The sequence below is a fragment of the Bradyrhizobium lablabi genome, from assembly GCF_018129385.1.
GTDB lineage: Bacteria > Pseudomonadota > Alphaproteobacteria > Rhizobiales > Xanthobacteraceae > Bradyrhizobium > Bradyrhizobium lablabi_C.
The window spans coordinates 167,543-184,309 of the sequence record NZ_JAFCLN010000002.1 but is presented as its reverse complement, the minus strand read 5'-3'; the positions used below and the strand labels follow the sequence as shown (position 1 = coordinate 184,309).

17 protein-coding genes are annotated in these 16,767 nt (G+C 61.5%); 7 read left to right on the top strand and 10 right to left on the bottom strand.

All coding sequences use genetic code 11. From position 1 onward, the window contains the following. Positions 1-26 precede the first annotated feature (26 nt). The 3 genes from JQ628_RS04370 to JQ628_RS04360 form a co-directional block, all read right to left on the bottom strand. Entirely contained in the window at positions 27-1,226 is a 1,200-nt protein-coding gene (locus JQ628_RS04370; RefSeq protein ID WP_212219841.1) for an MFS transporter, read from the bottom strand. After that, positions 1,223-2,086: a 3-deoxy-8-phosphooctulonate synthase gene (gene kdsA, locus JQ628_RS04365; RefSeq protein WP_212219838.1), complete on the bottom strand. Its 864-nt coding sequence runs from the start codon at positions 2,084-2,086 to the stop codon at positions 1,223-1,225. Before kdsA ends, JQ628_RS04370 begins: the two co-directional genes overlap by 4 nt. A 90-nt stretch (positions 2,087-2,176) precedes the next feature. Continuing rightward, positions 2,177-2,503 carry an NIPSNAP family protein gene (locus JQ628_RS04360; protein WP_057834587.1) on the bottom strand — a complete coding sequence of 109 codons (327 nt, stop codon included), beginning with the start codon at positions 2,501-2,503 and terminating at the stop codon, positions 2,177-2,179. A gap of 192 nt (positions 2,504-2,695) precedes the next feature. On the opposite strand from JQ628_RS04360, the gene JQ628_RS04355 reads away from it, so the two are divergent. The 3 genes from JQ628_RS04355 to JQ628_RS04345 all read left to right on the top strand — a co-directional run bounded on the left by JQ628_RS04355 (position 2,696) and on the right by JQ628_RS04345 (position 5,533). Next, complete coding sequence (locus JQ628_RS04355; RefSeq protein ID WP_212219835.1) at positions 2,696-3,370, top strand: response regulator transcription factor; 675 nt, start codon at positions 2,696-2,698, stop codon at positions 3,368-3,370. Continuing rightward, the gene (locus tag JQ628_RS04350) at positions 3,367-4,746 is read left to right on the top strand and encodes a sensor histidine kinase (RefSeq protein WP_212219832.1); all 1,380 of its coding nucleotides are present in this window, start codon (positions 3,367-3,369) and stop codon (positions 4,744-4,746) included. Before JQ628_RS04355 ends, JQ628_RS04350 begins: the two co-directional genes overlap by 4 nt. Before the next feature lie 106 nt (positions 4,747-4,852). After that, positions 4,853-5,533: a class I SAM-dependent methyltransferase gene (locus JQ628_RS04345; protein WP_212219829.1), complete on the top strand. Its 681-nt coding sequence runs from the start codon at positions 4,853-4,855 to the stop codon at positions 5,531-5,533. Here the strand turns inward: JQ628_RS04345 and JQ628_RS04340 are convergent. Together JQ628_RS04340 and secG are read right to left on the bottom strand one after the other, a co-directional pair. Next, positions 5,500-7,131 (bottom strand): CTP synthase, encoded by a 1,632-nt coding sequence (locus JQ628_RS04340; RefSeq protein WP_212219826.1) that lies wholly within the window; start codon positions 7,129-7,131, stop codon positions 5,500-5,502. The genes JQ628_RS04345 and JQ628_RS04340 overlap by 34 nt on opposite strands. A 167-nt stretch (positions 7,132-7,298) precedes the next feature. Beyond that, the gene (gene secG / locus JQ628_RS04335) at positions 7,299-7,688 is read right to left on the bottom strand and encodes a preprotein translocase subunit SecG (RefSeq protein ID WP_212219823.1); all 390 of its coding nucleotides are present in this window, start codon (positions 7,686-7,688) and stop codon (positions 7,299-7,301) included. 212 nt (positions 7,689-7,900) lie between these two features. Here secG and JQ628_RS04330 point away from each other — a divergent pair, with 212 nt between their 5' ends. Together JQ628_RS04330 and JQ628_RS04325 are read left to right on the top strand one after the other, a co-directional pair. Further along, positions 7,901-8,467 carry a helix-turn-helix domain-containing protein gene (locus tag JQ628_RS04330; protein WP_212219820.1) on the top strand — a complete coding sequence of 189 codons (567 nt, stop codon included), beginning with the start codon at positions 7,901-7,903 and terminating at the stop codon, positions 8,465-8,467. 3 nt (positions 8,468-8,470) lie between these two features. Then, the gene (locus JQ628_RS04325; RefSeq protein ID WP_212219817.1) at positions 8,471-8,998 is read left to right on the top strand and encodes a GNAT family N-acetyltransferase; all 528 of its coding nucleotides are present in this window, start codon (positions 8,471-8,473) and stop codon (positions 8,996-8,998) included. Here the strand turns inward: JQ628_RS04325 and tpiA are convergent. Then, positions 8,995-9,747, bottom strand: coding sequence for a triose-phosphate isomerase (gene tpiA / locus JQ628_RS04320; RefSeq protein WP_212219814.1), 753 nt, complete (start codon positions 9,745-9,747; stop codon positions 8,995-8,997). The two genes, JQ628_RS04325 and tpiA, sit on opposite strands and share 4 nt — an antisense overlap. Positions 9,748-9,874: 127 nt before the next feature. Here tpiA and JQ628_RS04315 point away from each other — a divergent pair, with 127 nt between their 5' ends. Then, positions 9,875-10,804, top strand: coding sequence for an FkbM family methyltransferase (locus JQ628_RS04315; protein ID WP_212219811.1), 930 nt, complete (start codon positions 9,875-9,877; stop codon positions 10,802-10,804). A gap of 65 nt (positions 10,805-10,869) precedes the next feature. Here JQ628_RS04315 and JQ628_RS04310 read toward each other — a convergent pair whose 3' ends face one another. The 4 genes from JQ628_RS04310 to JQ628_RS04295 all read right to left on the bottom strand — a co-directional run bounded on the left by JQ628_RS04310 (position 10,870) and on the right by JQ628_RS04295 (position 14,560). Then, positions 10,870-11,589: a class I SAM-dependent methyltransferase gene (locus tag JQ628_RS04310; protein ID WP_212219808.1), complete on the bottom strand. Its 720-nt coding sequence runs from the start codon at positions 11,587-11,589 to the stop codon at positions 10,870-10,872. After that, on the bottom strand, positions 11,586-12,290 hold the full coding sequence (locus tag JQ628_RS04305) for a glycosyltransferase (RefSeq protein WP_212219805.1): 705 nt from the start codon (positions 12,288-12,290) through the stop codon (positions 11,586-11,588). The genes JQ628_RS04310 and JQ628_RS04305 overlap by 4 nt, the downstream gene beginning before the upstream one ends. A 14-nt stretch (positions 12,291-12,304) precedes the next feature. Beyond that, entirely contained in the window at positions 12,305-13,237 is a 933-nt protein-coding gene (locus tag JQ628_RS04300) for a GDP-mannose 4,6-dehydratase (protein WP_212219802.1), read from the bottom strand. Between the two features lie 78 nt (positions 13,238-13,315). Next, a complete protein-coding gene (locus tag JQ628_RS04295) occupies positions 13,316-14,560 on the bottom strand; it encodes a class I SAM-dependent methyltransferase (RefSeq protein ID WP_249127480.1) in 1,245 nt (414 codons plus the stop codon). A gap of 163 nt (positions 14,561-14,723) precedes the next feature. On the opposite strand from JQ628_RS04295, the gene JQ628_RS04290 reads away from it, so the two are divergent. Then, positions 14,724-16,517: a hypothetical protein gene (locus JQ628_RS04290; RefSeq protein WP_212219796.1), complete on the top strand. Its 1,794-nt coding sequence runs from the start codon at positions 14,724-14,726 to the stop codon at positions 16,515-16,517. Positions 16,518-16,767: the final 250 nt, after the last annotated feature.

Genomic DNA, 16,767 nt, shown 5'->3' with positions numbered 1-16,767 from the left:
TGCCTATCGCGCAGGCAAAGCGTGCGTCATCCTGACGCGACCGATCCTGCATCCGCCGGCCGCACCTGCCGCAACAACCTGGCACAGGCAAATCCCAGCGCGATCATGATCGCTGCCGCCGCCAGCAGCGTCGGAGTCTTGCCGGCGTGGCTTATGCCGAAACCATAGGCGATCGGGCCGATGGTCTGGCCCAGGAAAAAGAAGAACGAGTGCAGCGCGAGCGCGGTCGCGCGCGCTTCCGCCGAAAGCTCGCTGGCAAACACCTGGAGGCAGCCGTGGATCATGTAAAAGCCCCAACCCATGAAGAGCAGGATTGCCAGCTGGATCCGCCAGTCCGGGCCGAACGCGACAGCGGCCAGTTGCAGGCCCACCAGCGCCCCCCCGGTGATCATCATGCCCCGAACACCGAGCCGCGGCAGAAAACGCGATACCGTCAGCGTGTAGAACAGTCCCCCGATGGCAAAGCCGGCGATCACGATGCCTGCGATGGAAACCGACGTCTGGCCGAGATCGAACAGGAACGAGGCGATAAAGGGAAACAGTCCCAGCACGCAGCAGCCTTCGATGAACACCGCCCCGTAGCAGAATTTCGCATTCGGGTTGTTGAAGATGGTGCGATAGCCCTGCCGGATGGCGTAGAGATTTGTGCGCGGCGGACGCGCCAGCGCGGCTCCCCTGAAGCCGGCGGCGACCGCAATCGAGGCCGCTATCACCAGCACGCCGAGCACCGCGAGCACGCCTCTCCAGCCGAGGAAATCGCCGATGAGCCCCGATGCCGTGGCGCCCAAAAGATTACCCGCCATCGCGCCTCCGAGCGTCCGGCTCATTGCGACCTGGCGCTTTTCCGGCCCGACGAGATCGCTGACCAGCGACAGCGAGACCGGAAAGACGCCGCCGGAGCCGATGCCGGCAAGGATGCGGGTGACGAACAGCATGGCGAACGAGTTCGCCAGCGCGCCGAGGATGCAGGACACGCCGAGCAGCGCGAGGCAAATCGTCATCAGTCGCGCCTTGCCGAACATGTCGGCGGCAGCCCCGAGCACCGGCTGCACGATCGCGAATGTGAAGGCGAAGGCTGCCGAAAAGCCGGCGGCCGTCGCAATGCTGACGCTGAACTCGTCGGCGACGTGCGGCAGCACGGGATCGAGCGCCCGGCCCGAAAGGCTGGCGGCAAACGTCGTCAGCGCGATGATGTTGAGGGCTGGTGGAAGCGAGGAAGCGCTCACCGCGGTGTTTTCTTGAGGTCTTGCTTGGCCAGTGCGTCGAACGCCATCAGTGCCTTCACAAGTCCCTCGAACTCGGCGAGCGGCACCATGTTGGGTCCGTCGGACGGCGCGCGGTCGGGATCGGGATGCGTCTCGATGAACACGCCGGCAACGCCGACCGCGACCGCCGCGCGCGCCAGCACGGGGACGAATTCGCGCTCGCCGCCGGAGGACGCGCCCTTCCCGCCCGGCTGCTGCACCGAATGGGTGGCGTCGAAGATGACGGGAGCGCCGGTCGTGCGCGCCAGGATCGGCAGCGCGCGCATGTCGGAGACCAGTGTGTTGTAGCCGAAGGAAGCGCCGCGCTCGGTCACCAGCACATTGGCGTTGCCGCCGCGGGTGATTTTCGCAACGACATTCTGCATGTCCCACGGCGCGAGAAACTGCCCCTTCTTGACGTTGACGGCTTTTCCGGTCGCCGCCGCCGCCAGCAACAGATCGGTCTGCCGGCACAGGAACGCGGGGATCTGTAGCACGTCGACGGCCTGCGCGACGTCGGCGCATTGCGCGGCCTCGTGCACGTCGGTCAGAACGGGCAGATCGAGCGAGGAACGTATTTCGGCAAAGATCGGCAATGCCTTTTCGAGCCCGATGCCGCGCGTCGCAGAGACCGAGGTGCGGTTGGCCTTGTCGAACGAGGTCTTGTAGACCAGCCCAATCTTCAGCCGCTGAGCGATTTCCTTCAGCGCCGACGCAACCTCCAGCGCATGCGCACGGCTCTCGAGCTGGCACGGGCCGGCGATGATCGAGATCGGCAGGTCATTGCCGAACTTGACCGGGCCGGCCGCCACGACGGATGCTGCTGAGGTGCTTGCGCTCACGGGTTTTTCCTTGTTTCGCCGCGGACCATGCCGGTCAGAGCTATCAAGTTCAACCCCGTAAGGCCCCCGAATATCAGGGTTGCGGGCCGGTTATTTTACCGCCGAGAACGCCGTCGGCACCAATAGCTGGCTGACGATGTTATCAATGATCTGGCCGTCCTCCTCGCTCTTGGCGCGGCCGGCGATCCAGTCGGGATCGCTCTGGAATGCGGTCCACTTCTTTTCGCGGTCGGCCAGCGAATCCCACGCGACGAAATAGGTCAGCTCCTGGTTGGAGGTGCCGATCAGCGTGGTATAGAAGCCAGCTTGCTTGATGCCGTGCTTGTCCCACAATTTCAGCGTCAGCGTATCGAACCGCTTCATCAGCGCCGGCAGCCGGCCCGGCAGACAGCGATAGACGCGCATTTCCATGATCATCCGTTTTCCTCCCCGGAATTGTTGTGGAGGCGCGTTATAGCGGCCGGCCGGGTCACTGTCTTGGGCTCCATCCCGCACGGCATGTGGCGCGACGCGCATAGCTCCTCCGGGCCACCCTGACGCCCGCTCCCGCAATGCTGCCGCAATGATACTGGCGCTAATACGTCCCGGTCAGGATGGCAGGTGCAGGGAATGCGGATATTGCTCGTTGAGGACGAAGCGGAAATGGCCGCGGCGCTCGCTTCGGCACTGAAGCGCTATGACATGGTGGTAGACCATGTCCCGACGCTTGCCGAGGCGGAAGAGGCCATTGCCGCCGATGTCCACGGCGCAGTGCTGCTCGACCGGCAGCTCCCGGACGGTGATGGCCTCGCGCTGATCCCGAAACTCAGGGCCCGGGCCGACGGGGTGCCGATCATCGTGCTGACGGCGCGCGGCGAGCTTGTGGATCGGATTATCGGCCTCGACAGCGGCGCAGATGACTATCTGGCAAAGCCGTTCGCGGTCGAAGAGTTGCTGGCGCGGCTGCGCGCCGTGCTGCGCCGGCCGGCCGGCATGCAGCCGGACATCGTGAAGGCCGGGCGGCTTGCCTTCGACTTCGGCCATCGCGAGGCCAGCGTCGATGGCCGGCCGCTCGACCTGCCGCGGCGCGAATTGCTTGTGCTGGAAACGCTGGTGCGACGCCTCGGCCGGACCGTGCTGCGGTCCGCACTCGAGGAGGCCGTGTACAGCTTCGATGACGCGGTACAGTCGAATGCGCTGGATACCCATGTATCGCGGCTTCGCCGCAAGCTCGCCGAGGTGGACGCCGCGGTCGAAATCCACGGCATCCGCGGCGTCGGCTATTTGCTGAGGCAGATACCGTGACCGGCCACGCTGACCCCTATTGCCTGCGCTCGCGGCTGAGCTGGCGGCTGATCTCGATGCAGGCGGCCCTGTTGGTGACGCTCGTCGTTCTCCTGATCGGCGCGTTGTGCGTCTCCGGCATCCTGCTCGTTCCGCGGGACGAGGATCATGTCATCGCCATCGTGCAGCGCGCGCTCGCGCGTGACGCGCAAGGCGAGCTGATACTACGCCCGACCGCAGACCTGAAGGAGCTCCGCGACAAAACATCCGACCTCTGGTTCATGGTGCGAGACCGGCAGGGCCATTCGCTGTCGGAAGGCTCTGTGCCGCCCGAATTTGCCAAAATCGGCGACGCGCTCGACCAAATCAGCCAGGCGCGGCTCGGCTGGCAATTGCTCGAGGATGATCCGCGCAAGCCGCCAGCGCGCTTGAAGCGCGTCAATACCGACGCAGGTTCGGTGCAGGTGCTCACGGCCACGCAGGAGCCATTGTCCAGCGCCAGGACGGTGCTCGCCACGACGCTGGCGTTTCTCGGCGTCGCCCTGCCCGGCCTTGCGTTGATGGCGATTGCGACCTTCATCGCGACGCCGATGGTGGTGCGGCGTGCCTTCGCCGGGCTCGATACGACGGCAGCCCAGGCGCGCCAGATCGATATTCACCAGCGCGGCGCCCGGCTGTCTGCCGAATACATCCCCCTGGAGGTCGTGCCGCTGGTCAACGCCATCAACGACGCGTTGGCGCGACTGGATGAAGGTTATCGGCGCCACCAGCGCTTCGTCGCCGACGCCGCGCATGAGCTGCGCACGCCGATCGCGATCCTGAACACACGGCTGGAAGCGCTGCCGGCGGGGTCCGACAAGACACGATTGCTTGAAGATACCGCGCGGCTGTCGACGCTTGCTGAACAGCTGCTCGACATCCAGCGCCTCGACCAATGCCGTCATCCGTTCGGCCGCGTCGATCTGGTGGCGATCGCGCAAAGCGTCGCCGCCGACCTCGCACCGCTGGCGATCGCCGGAGGCTACGAGCTGGCGCTTGATACGGCGGGCGAAAGCGTCGAGGTCATCGGCGATCGCTCCGCGCTGGAGCGCGCTCTGACCAACCTCGTGCAGAATGCGATCCAGCATGGTGGCCGGCGCGGAACCATCAGTATCCACGTCGGTTTGCCTGCGACCATCGACGTCAGCGATGAAGGCGACGGCATTCCGCCGGAGCAACGCACGCTGATCTTCGAGCCGTTCTACCGTCTTACGCCGCTCGATCGCGGTGCCGGCCTCGGGCTGAACATGGTGCGCGAGATCGTGCGCCTGCATGGTGGCCATGTCTCGGTGTTCGACGGACCGAATGGCGGTGCGTGCTTTCGCCTCGCGCTGCCGCCTGCTGCTTCCGGCAAATAGAGCCGCATCGCATTCCGACCGCGCAATGCTATCGCAATGCAGGCACGCGACATTAATGACGCCTCGTCATCGAATCGAGACGCGATCATTTTTTGCCGGAGTGCGCATGTCACACGACTTTTTCTCCTTCTTCCTGGCCTGGATGTCGGCTCCCGGCCGCGTCGGCGCGATCGCCCCGTCCAGTCCCGCTCTCGCCGATCTCATCACCAGCGAGATCACGGCTTCGAGCGGCCCGATCCTCGAACTCGGCCCCGGCACGGGCGCGTTCACCTACCAGCTTCTCAATCGCGGCATCCGTCAGCAGGACCTGACGCTGGTCGAATACGGCTCCGAGTTCATGAAGCTGTTACAGGTGCGTTTCCCGGGCGCCCGCGTGCTCTGGATGGACGCAGCGCGATTGGCGACGGAGCGCCTGTTCGACGGCGCGCCGGTCGGCGCGGTCGTGAGCGGCTTGCCGATGCTGAACATGTCGCCCCGCAAGATCATCTCGATCGTCGGCGGCGCGTTCAGTTACATGCGCCCGGGCGCGGCATTCTACCAATTCACCTACGGCATGCGATGTCCGGTACCGCGCCCGGTCCTCGACCGGCTTGGATTGAAGGCAAAACTGATCGACCGCGCGATGCTGAACGTGCCACCCGCGGCGGTCTATCGGTTGACGCGCCGGCCGCAGAACAAGCTGGTCACGCGGAATGCGGTCGTGTCAGCTCCGGCAATGGTGCCGACCAACATCGGTCCAGCCGAGGCAGAACATCACACCAGCCGCGACTGCACCACTGCCGCCTGAATGAACGACGCAAACAAGGGATGCGGCTCGAACGGGCGCGATTTCAATTCGGGATGGAATTGCACGCCGATGAACCAGGGATGGTCCTCGTATTCGACGATCTCCGGCAGCACACCGTCCGGCGATAGCCCTGAGAAACGCAGCCCGTGCTGCTCCAGCCTGTCCTTGTAGGCGGTGTTGACCTCGTAGCGGTGGCGATGCCGCTCCGAAATCTCGGTGGCACCGCCATAGACTTGCGACACCCGGCTGCCGCGCTTGAGCGCCGCAGGGTAAGCCCCCAGCCGCATGGTGCCGCCGAGGTCGCCGGTCTTCGAGCGCTTTTCCAGCTCATTGCCGCGCAGCCATTCCGTCATCAGGCCGACCAAGGGCTCCGGCGTCGGGCCGAACTCGGTGGAGTTGGCGTTCTCGATGCCGACGAGATTGCGCGCCGCCTCGATCACGGCCATCTGCATGCCGAAGCAGATGCCGAAATACGGTACGTCGCGCTCGCGCGCGAACTGCGCCGCGCGGATCTTTCCTTCCGCGCCGCGCTGGCCAAAACCGCCGGGCACCAGGATGCCGTTGACGTGCTCGAGGAACGGCGCCGGGTCCTCGTTCTCAAAGACCTCGCTCTCGATCCAGTCGAGATTGACCTTCACCTTGTTGGCGATGCCGCCATGCGAGAGCGCCTCGATCAGCGATTTATAGGCGTCCTTCATGCCGGTGTATTTGCCGACGATGGCAATGGTCACCGCGCCTTCCGGGTTGCGCACCCGTTCGTTGATGACGTTCCAGCTTTGCAGCGCCGGCGGAATCTTTGGCGTGATGCCGAAGGCGGCCAGCACTTCATCGTCGAGGCCGGCGGCATGGTATGCCTCCGGCACGGCATAGATATTGTCGACGTCCCTCGCCTCGATCACGGCGCTTTCGCGCACGTTGCAGAACAGCCCGAGCTTGCGCCGCTCTTCCTTCGGGATTTCACGGTCGGTGCGGCACAGCAGGATGTCGGGCTGAATGCCGATCGAACGCAGCTCCTTCACCGAATGCTGCGTCGGTTTTGTCTTCAGTTCGCCGGCACTTGGGATGTACGGCAGCAGCGTCAGGTGGATGTAGACCGCGTGGTCGCGCGGCAATTCGTTCTTGAGCTGGCGGATCGCCTCGAAGAACGGCAGGCCCTCGATGTCGCCGACGGTGCCGCCGATCTCGACCAGCACGAAATCGTACTCGTCATTGCCCGAGAGCACGAATTCCTTGATCGCGTTGGTGACGTGCGGCACCACCTGGATGGTCGCGCCGAGATAGTCGCCGCGCCGTTCCTTGCTGATGATGTCCTGGTAGATGCGCCCGGTCGTGATGTTGTCCTGCTTGGTGGCGGGACGGCCGGTAAAACGCTCGTAGTGGCCGAGATCGAGATCGGTCTCGGCGCCGTCGTCGGTCACGAACACTTCGCCGTGCTGATACGGCGACATCGTTCCGGGATCGAGGTTGAGATAGGGGTCGAGCTTGCGGAGACGGACCTTGTACCCGCGGGCCTGCAACAGCGCGCCGAGTGCCGCCGAAGCCAGTCCCTTTCCGAGCGAGGAAACCACGCCGCCGGTGATGAATATGTACCGCGCCATGGGACCTAACCTCTAACGCCAAGAATCCGATTCGCCAAAACGAATCGCGATCTCAGGCAAACAATTTGTGGGCCTGTGGGTGACGAAAAACCTGAAGCGATATCAGGGTATTGATGGGGATTTTGGATGCAGGGCGGAAGCCGTCCGTCCTGCATGGCCACCCCGCTTTATTGCGACCGCGGCGCCTGCGGACCGCTGGGCGCGCTTTGTTGCTGCTGCTCATCGACCTTCTTGAGCGTATCGAGCACGCCGCCCGAGGTCGGCGCCTGGATCGGGCTGCCGCCTGCGGGCGCGGACTGTGAGGCCGGCGCGCCGCCCATGATCGAGGTCGGCTTGCGGTCGTAGCTCGCAAGCCAGGACAAAAACAGACTGGTGATGAAGAAGCCGGCCGCCAGAATCGCCGTCGTCCGCGTCAACAGGTTCGCCGTGCCGCGGCTCGACATGAAGCCCGCGCCGCCGCCCATACCAAGGCCGCCGCCTTCGGACTTTTGCAGCAGCACCGCGCCGATCAGCACGGCGACGATCATGAGGTGGATGACGATAACGACAGTCTGCATTGCTACCTTCCGTCACAAGCCGGGCATGGCCGGCATCCGGCTCGTGGACTTGCAGGGTTTTGGTGAAGTCGCGCGGTGTTACACGAAAGCACCTGACATTGTCACCCCCGAGATAATGCCGATGATGTTTTGGGCAAGCAGGCCCGCGCCCCTTGCCGCACCCCCGCTTTGGCAGCTTGCACCGGGTAGAGAATTTCTACTATAATTGACAAATGGATACTTTGGAAGACGATCTCAGCCATCGCCTCGCCCACCGCTTGCGGCTGGAACGCGACAGCCGCGGCTGGTCGCTGGCGGATCTGGCCGAACGATCCGGCGTGTCAAAGGCCACCATCAGCAAGATCGAGCGCGCCGAGGTCAGCCCCACCGCCGTTGTGCTGGTGCGGCTGGCAAGCGCCTTCGACCTGACCTTGGCCGGCCTGATGCTGCGCGCCGAAGGCCAGGGCGAGCGGCTGTCGCGCGCCGGCGAGCAGCCGGTCTGGCGCGACCCTGAGACGGGATATGTCCGCCGGCAGGTTTTCAGCCGCCCGGATCATCCCGTTGAGCTGATCCGCGTCGAGATGCCGCCTGGGCAACGCGTGACGCTGCCCGCCTCCTCCTACGCCCATATCCGGCAATTGCTCTGGGTGTTGAGCGGCAGCATCGTCATCACGGAGGCTGGCACCCGGCATGTGCTCGCCGCCGGCGATTGTCTCGGTTTTGGACCGCCGGCGGAAACCACCTTTGCGAACGAGACGCCGGCGCCGTGCGTCTACGCCGTCGCGCTGGCGCGGAGCTGACAAATGTCCGTCAGCATCGCGCCGCTCATCGATCAGCCGCATGTCCGCGCAGCCCTGAGCGAGCTCCTGGTGGAAACGGTAGCGCACGGCGGCTCGGTCAGTTTCATGCACCCGCTCGCGCCCGAGGCGGCGGACGCATTCTGGCGCGACTCGCTGGCGTCGGCGGCGCGCGGCGAACGCGTGGTGCTTGGCGCGTTCGACGCAGAACACGTCATCGCCACCGTCACCTTGCTGCTCAGCCTGCCGCCCAACCAGCCGCACCGCGCCGAGATCGCCAAGATGATGACGCGCGTCAGCCACCGCCATCGCGGCATCGCCACCGCCCTGATGCGCGCGGCCGAGACGCTCGCGATCGAACGCGGACGCACGCTTCTGGTGCTCGATACCGCGGTCGAGGACGGCGCCTCGAAATTCTACGAAAAGCAAGGCTTCGAGCTAACGGGCGTCATCCCGGACTACGCGTTCAAGCCGCATGGCGGCCTCACAGGCACGATGATCTACTGGAAGCGGATCGCGAGGCTCGCGGCCTAACAACCTGCCGCGATTGCCAAAAAGTCCGACGCCTTCAGGCTGGCGCCGCCCACCAGCGCGCCGTTGACGTTGGCGACATCAAGCAATTCCTTCGCATTCGACGGCTTGACCGAGCCGCCATAGAGGATGCGCATCCTGCCACCTTCCGTCTTGAAGCGATCGGTCAACACACGGCGGATAAACCCGTGAACCGCTTCGACATCCGCAGTCGTCGGCGTCAGCCCGGTGCCGATTGCCCAGACCGGCTCATAAGCAACGACAAGATTCGCCGCGGTCGCACCGTCCGGCAACGAGCCCTTGAGCTGCCCGCCGCAGATATCGAGCGTCTGCCCGGCATCGCGCTGTGCGCGCGTCTCGCCGATACAAACGATCGCAATGGCGCCGGCGCGCCAGACCGCTTGCGCCTTCTGCCGCACCAGCGCATCGCTCTCGCCGTGATCGGCACGGCGCTCGGAGTGCCCGACGATGATCGCGCTGGCGCCGGCATCGACCAGCATCTCCGCCGAAAGATCGCCGGTATGCGCGCCGGACGCATTCTGATGGCAATCCTGCGCGCCGACCGCCACGCCCTTGCCCTTAGCCTTGTCGGCAAACGCGGCAATCAGGGTGGCCGGCGGGCAGACCAGAAGATCGGTCTTTTCGGCGAACGCACCCCCGCCTGCCAGCATTGCGTCAAATTCGGCCATGGACGCCTTTAGGCCGTTCATCTTCCAGTTGCCGGCGATCAGGGAGCGGATGGCGTCGGACATATCGGAAATCTCACTTCAAAAGAGGGACAGCATGCGCTAGCAGAGCGCCGCGATCTCTTCCAGCCCTCGCAATCCCCTGCCATTGGTCAATTTGAAACCGAGAACCGAGAGAACTATGCGACCAACCTTGCGACTTCTGCTCCAGCGCATTTGGCACGCAATGGAACCTGCGGGTGATTGGGCGATCCGCCGCATGCCGACCTCGATGAAGCTGATCATGTTTCGCGCTCTGGTGAAGACGCTTCGCGTTCGTACCGTGGCCGTTGACGGGTCTTATGGCCAGTTTCAGGGAAACCCCTTGGATCTCGGTGTGCTCAGCGAATACATGCTGACGGGCACCTACTCGCCTGAACTGATGAAGTTTCTTCTGAACTGGTTTCGACGCTTCGGTCCCGGCACGATGATCGACGTCGGTGCCAATATCGGACTGACGACCGTGCCGATCGCGATGGCTGGCGTCGACTGCATTTGCTTCGAGCCGGATATCAACAACTTCAAGCTGTTGCAGGCCAACACCGAGCGGCTCTGTCCGGGCGCGTCGGTCAAGCTGTTCAATCTCGCGATCTTCGACACCGAAGGCGAGGTTTCGTTCGAAATTTCGGACTGGAATCACGGGGACCATCGCGTGCGAGTGGTCGATACGGACGGGGCATTTGGAGAGCAACATCGCGCCGTCACGACCGTCGCCGCTAGGCGACTGGACAGCGTGGTGGACATCCAGAATATACGCCGTCCCCTTTTTGTTAAAATCGACACGCAAGGAGGCGAAGCGCACGTTCTGAAGGGTGGGGACACGGTCGTATCTTCGGCGGATCTCTTGTCGCTGGAATTTTGCCCGTATCTGGTGAGGCGAATGGGTCAACACGAAAGCCTGCTCATCGATTTTGTCGAACGGCACTTCGTCGCCGGCTACATTGGAAATTGGCACGTCCATTCGGAAAACGATCGTCTTCTCGGAATTGATGAGCTGGTAAGGGTGCTGCGGGACTTCAGCCGGTCCGTCAATTCGACGGAGCATCTCGATCTTCTGCTGGTGCGCGACCGGGCACATGCCTGACCTTCTGAATGCAAGGCGGCACGATGGCGCGTTGAACGGCAGTTCGCGGCCCTGATTTCGGGGAGTCAGGCCTTTTCAGCGGCGATCACGACATAGGTGAACGCATCCCTCGGGCCGAATTGCATTGAACGCAAGCGAAAGCCCGCGGCGGCAAGATAGCCTTCGACCTGCCTGCGTGACGAAACTTTCGTCGGCTCCAGCGGATGAAGCTGAATGTTGCGTCGCATGATACGGTTGAGCACGAAATGAATGACGTGCAGGGCAATGACCGAAAGACCGTATACCGGCGGCCACAGCAGAACGATTTTGCCGCCAGGCTTGAGCACGCTGTTGAACTGCTTGAGGATCTCGACGATCTCGGCGGGCGAGAAGTGTTCCATCACGCCGAGATTATAGAGGCCGTCAAACTTTTCCCGAAACTCCGACAAATCGAAAATGTTGGCGATGACCGCTTCGACTCCGGGGTTTCGCGCTTTGTATAACTCCAACGCATTGGGCGATATATCGAGGGCCGTTACCCTGAAATCGGCGACAACCCTCTTGTCGACCTCACCCCCTCCACATCCGGCATGGAGCAATTTCGATCCGGCCGCAAACTCCCGCGCCAAAACTGACGTTAGTAGCGGTTCGATCAGATAACGCCGGTAGAATTGCGCGCCAACATCGTAAATCGATCGCTCGGCTCGATCGTGCTGGTGGCCGGCCCAATAGACGTCCCAATCGTTGCGCAGGGTTTCAGCATCGGAATTCGAGGTGGATGACTTTTCCATCGTACGATCCTTCATTCTTTTTCCTTCGCCCGTAGTCGATACGACAGCAAGACCAACCGGAAAAAACCGCCCAGGATGTGCTTGAGCTGCATCTTGGAGTGGCCGTATACCCGCGCCGGAAGGTCGATAGGCACTTCGGCGATCGACAGTCCACGCCTGTGCAACAACGTCAGACTTTCGAAGAAAAAGTCGTAGTTGGCGCTTTCCAGATTGTCGATCAGATCCTGCGGTACCTTGTCCATCGCATATACCCGGAACCCGCCGCTCGCGTCATAGGGCATCGATAGAAGCAGCCGGGTCAGGAAATGGCCCAGATGGGTCATTCCCTTACGGAACAGATTCCAGTCCTTCAAGCTCTCGGTTCGCTCGAAGCGGCTGCCGACGACGATGTCCGCTGCTTCGGCCGCCGCGATGAAGCGCGCAATGTCGGATGGCTGGTGAGAAAAGTCGGCATCCATGGTGATCAAGCGGCCGTAGTTGCGCTCCTTGGCCAGCCGCAGGGCGTGGATGTGCGCACTTCCGACGCCCAGACGAGCGCCGCGCTCGATCAACGATACCGATGGATATTTGCTGCCCAGCTTCCTGACCATTTCGTCGGTGCCGTCTGCCGACCCGTCGTCGATCACAAGGATGTCTGCACCGAGGTTCAGGTCGATGATCTGCTGGATGATGCTTTCGATCGTGCCGGCCTCGTTCAGGGTCGGAAGAAAAATCAAGCAAGTTGGCCGAGTCACCTTGTACGATCCATTTCTGCCTGGACTAATCCCGAAACGAGTTGTTCGAAATTGATTTCGGGGCGCCATCCGGTGGCCTGCATGAGCCGCGCCGGATTGCCGTGGAGCGGGATAGTACGAGGTTTACGCACGACCAACGCTTCCGCGACCTTCACATGATTGCGGAAATCCAATCCGACCGTGGAGAACGCAATAGCACAGAATTCTCGCAAACTATGCAGTTTGCCGCTGGCAAAAACAAAGTCTCGCGGGGCATCCAATGCAAGGACGGCAGGCATTGCTCGCACGAAATCCTCGGCCGCCGACCAGTCTATTTCGGTGTCGAGTGAACCAAGTACGAGTTCGGTTTGAATACCGCGCTTGATCGCAATAACGGCTTTCGAAATCTTTCTGGAAACGAACTGTTGTTGGCGGAGCGGGCTTTCATGATTGAAAAGTATGCCCGCGCTGCAAAAAAGCCCATGATCGCGCCGGAAGATCTCGCACAGGCCCATGCCGAACAATTTGGTGACTCCATACGCGCAAGCCGGGCGCATCGGCGTCGCTTCGTCCTGAGGACGGCTTTCCGGATGACCGAACACCAAAGCGGACGAGGCGTAGAACAGGCGTGTTTCGGGAGAACGTTTGGCGCACGCTTGAAGAAGGCTCAGAAAACGCAAGCCGTGCGTCTCGTGACTCTGTTGCAGGAGCGTGCCCAGGTCACCGGCGTCTTGATCTGAAGAGTGATGATGCGCAGCCAGAAAATATATCTCGTCCGGGAGTATCGCCGCGATGAACGCCTCTACCCCCGACATATTCAAAAGGTCCAACGTGTCGACAGACCCATCTGACTTCAACACGCCCTGCCGTGTCACCGCAACAACGCGATATCCCTTGCTGCGCAAGTAACGGGATAGCAACGTTCCGTCCTGCCCCAGGGCGCCGACCACGACAGCCGTCCGGGTTTCGGCGCGACTCGGGGATATTGTGGCGTCGTTTACAGCCGGCGGCATTTTCTTCGCAAAACTCTATTTCGTTACGATGTCGAACACCGGCAGCGGAAAAACGAACTTGCCGCCGCGCTCGATAAACGCCCTCTCCCGCTTGAGAAATGCATCCCGGAAATGCCAGGGCAGGACGAAATAGTAATCCGGCTTTGCCGCACGAGACTGCTCTTCCGAAATGATCGGGATGCCGGTCCCGGGCGTTCGCGCGCCGTCCTTGTCAGGGTTGCGATCGGCAATCACCGGAAGAAGGCGCGAGGTAATTCCGAAATACTGGAGCAAGGTGTTGCCCTTCGTCGAAGCGCCGTACCCATGCACGGTTTTTCCACTCGCAAGGCAGTGCTCGAGAAAGTCCAGCGTTTGCTGACGGGCGGCTTCCGCGTTGCTGCGCAGGGATTGCAAGGGCCGCTTGCCAAGATATCCCTCTAGCCGTTCCTTGCGGAGCAAAAGATCCACGGCCGCGGCGTTGGTCGGATAGGGTCCGCCGAGGTGACACGCCCAGATCTGGAAGCTGCCGCCATTGACGTCGTTGACGCGGACGTCGAATGCTCGCAGTCCATGCCGCGCCAGCAAATCGTTGATCTGATGCATGCCGTAATATTCAAGATGCTCGTGGCATATCGTATCGAAAGACCCGCGCTCGACCATGAGCGGCAGATAGCTCTGCTCGAATACCCAAAGCCCGCCGGGGGCAAGGACGGAGGCGATGTCGCCGACGAATGCGTTCGGGTCGGGCAGATCGTACAGCATCGCTATGCTGGTAATGGCTTTTGCCTGGACGTCCCCGACGCTTTTCCGGTACTGGGCAGCGGTGAAGAAATCCTCGACCGTCTCGATGCCGCTCTGATAGTAGGATTTGAATTTGGCTATCGTGGGATCGATACCCAGTCTTCGTATTCCCTTCTCGTCCTCGTAAAACGAGAGCAGCGTTCCATCGTTGCTTCCGATGTCGAGAACGATGTCTCCAGGCGAGAACGCCACCCGGTACTTCACGTTGAACACGATTTCGCGCAAATGCCGGATCATGCTCTCGTTGAGCCCGGATCGATATCCGTAAGAGAGCCGGAATAGATCGTTGCCGTCGAAATTGTGCGCGAGTTGAACGAGGCCGCACGATTCACACTGCATGAGCTGAAGCGGCGCGCTTGTCGGATCGGGCTGGCCCTTCGACGAGAATGCGCCGCAAGAAACCAGATCGCCTAACGCAAACACTTCTTCCAAATTTTCCCCGCCGCAAATTCTGCAGCGACTAATCGGGAAACTACGCATAGGTTATTACTTTCAGTGGCTTGTTGATCGCGCGCATTTTGCGTAATTGCCCTTGAAACGCAAGACGAACGGCCGGTGTCGACAGCACACCAGGCCCCTCCTACAGCCAACCGCGACGGCGAAGGTCGAGCAACGATCGCGTCGTCCATCAATTCCGAGTAGCATGTTGCATCCAATCCGCAAGCCCCTTAACTTCTCCGAAGATCGGCTTTTTGGAGTTGGACCAATTCCGGCAATCAGGCTTTTGAATAGAACTGCGCCCTGGTTTCTCGCGGCCCTAATTGTCCTGATCTGCGCCGCCTTGATTACGCGAACAGTCTGGTTTCTGGACCGCGGCTTCGACTTTACCGACGATTCCTTTTATCTGATGACCATTCAGCGGCCATCCGATTACAAGTGGAACTATGGTCTGTTTGGCTACGCGTTAAAGCCTCTGTTCGGCTTAGCCGGAGAATCGATTGCCGGCTTGAGACGAATAGGCGCGCTCATTCTCGTGGGACTTGGGGCGGCGATCGGGCTCATCGTTCTGAACAAGGCAAAGCTGAGTTGGCGAGGCCCGGCGGGAATGCAGGTCCTGGCCGTTTGTGCAGCTCTTCCGCTTTGTTATTACGCGCTGTGGCTAACCAGTCCCTCCTATAATTGGTTGGCGCTGGTGGGCGCCCTCCTTTTGTTTATCGCGATCCTGCTTCTTCATCCGCCGGGTACGACCTCATATTCAGCCGTCTGCGCGGCGATGGCGGGTGCTGTGGCGGCGCTTGGGCGTCCGCACGGCGTGTTGAGCTTTGGCGTAATATACTTGGCTGCCGTCCTCCTCATGCTTCCGACCATGAAGGCTCGGCTAACTCAAATTATCCGGGCAGCCGGCGCTGGCATTTTAGTCATCGCCATCGTGGCGTTATTCCTGCCGATAGACGCCATCTTCAGCCAGATCAAGGAATACAACACGATTTTCGGAACATCTCATCCCGTCAATTTTTCTGTTCTGGACCGGCAAGTGGCGTTTCTGGCCCAGGGCAAGACGTGGTTTCTGTCCGTTTTGATGTTCGTTGCCGTGCTTTTCATGAGGCGTGGCGGCAGAAATATTCCAAATCTTCTGACACTGCTCCTGTTTGCTGCCGCGCTCGCAATCGTATTTGCTGCCACGCTCAGCCAGCTTCTTCACCCTCGCGAATATGATTTCGGCATAAAAGCGACAGCGGTTGCATTCTCGGTGCTGACGTTGTGTTGTCTGAGGACAACCGTCGATATTCGGCTGATCACGCTTCTTGCGTTGGCTGCTCTCATCCCCTCGGCCGCAACGGCCGGTTCATCCAACACGGTATCTCTGACATTCGCACAGCTCTTCGGCCTGTCGATCGCGGGCGCGTTCGCAGCATTTGTCCTGGCCTTCGAAAAAAGCACAACGGCGATTGCGGCAGCTTCCGCCGTTGCGCTTTGTCTCGCATTCTCCGGTTTCAACTTCGGACTAACCTCGCCTTACCGGCTGGCCGGCCCACTCGCGATGCAAGTTGTCCCCACGCCGGTCGGATGGGGCTCCGAGTTGAAACTCGATCGCAAGACAAGCGAGTTCATCGAGGCTCTGCGGAATACGACGAAGGCAGGCGGATTCTGCAAAGGTGGCCTTGCCATTGACCTGAGCGGCTCTTCGCCCGGCCTGGTTTTCGTCATCGACGGCCAGATGCCGGTTTTCCCATGGATCTTCGGCGGCTATTCGATCTCGGATCATTTCGCCCAGGAATATTTCAGACGCCTGCAACCGGATCACTTGAAACAATCATGGTTGTTCACCAGATCGTCCGGATCATTCTCGATCGAAGAATTGCAGGCGCTTGGGGTCGATTTTGCAGCGTATCGCCTCGCTTCGGAATTGCGATATCCCGTCGATGATTCATTGGTGAAAATCTACGCTCCCTTGCAGCCGGCCGCCTGCCCGGCCGGCCAGGACAATGGGCGGTAACCATGAGCAGCGATGGGACGGCACTTCGTGGCAGTCAAAGCTTCGCTGTCGTCCGTCAATTTGCGGAATCGCCGCAGGGCCTGCCGCGACCGGATATGCTAACGATGGGCGCCCCAATGCGATCTTCGGTTGATCGGCAGGGCGGATGGTGAAGCCCTCGGGAGAGCGCAAACGGGACCGGGCCTTGCAGTAAGGGCCATAGGCAAGCTAGACCCGTGCCGGGATCGAAAGTGGCACAACTGTTCGCCGT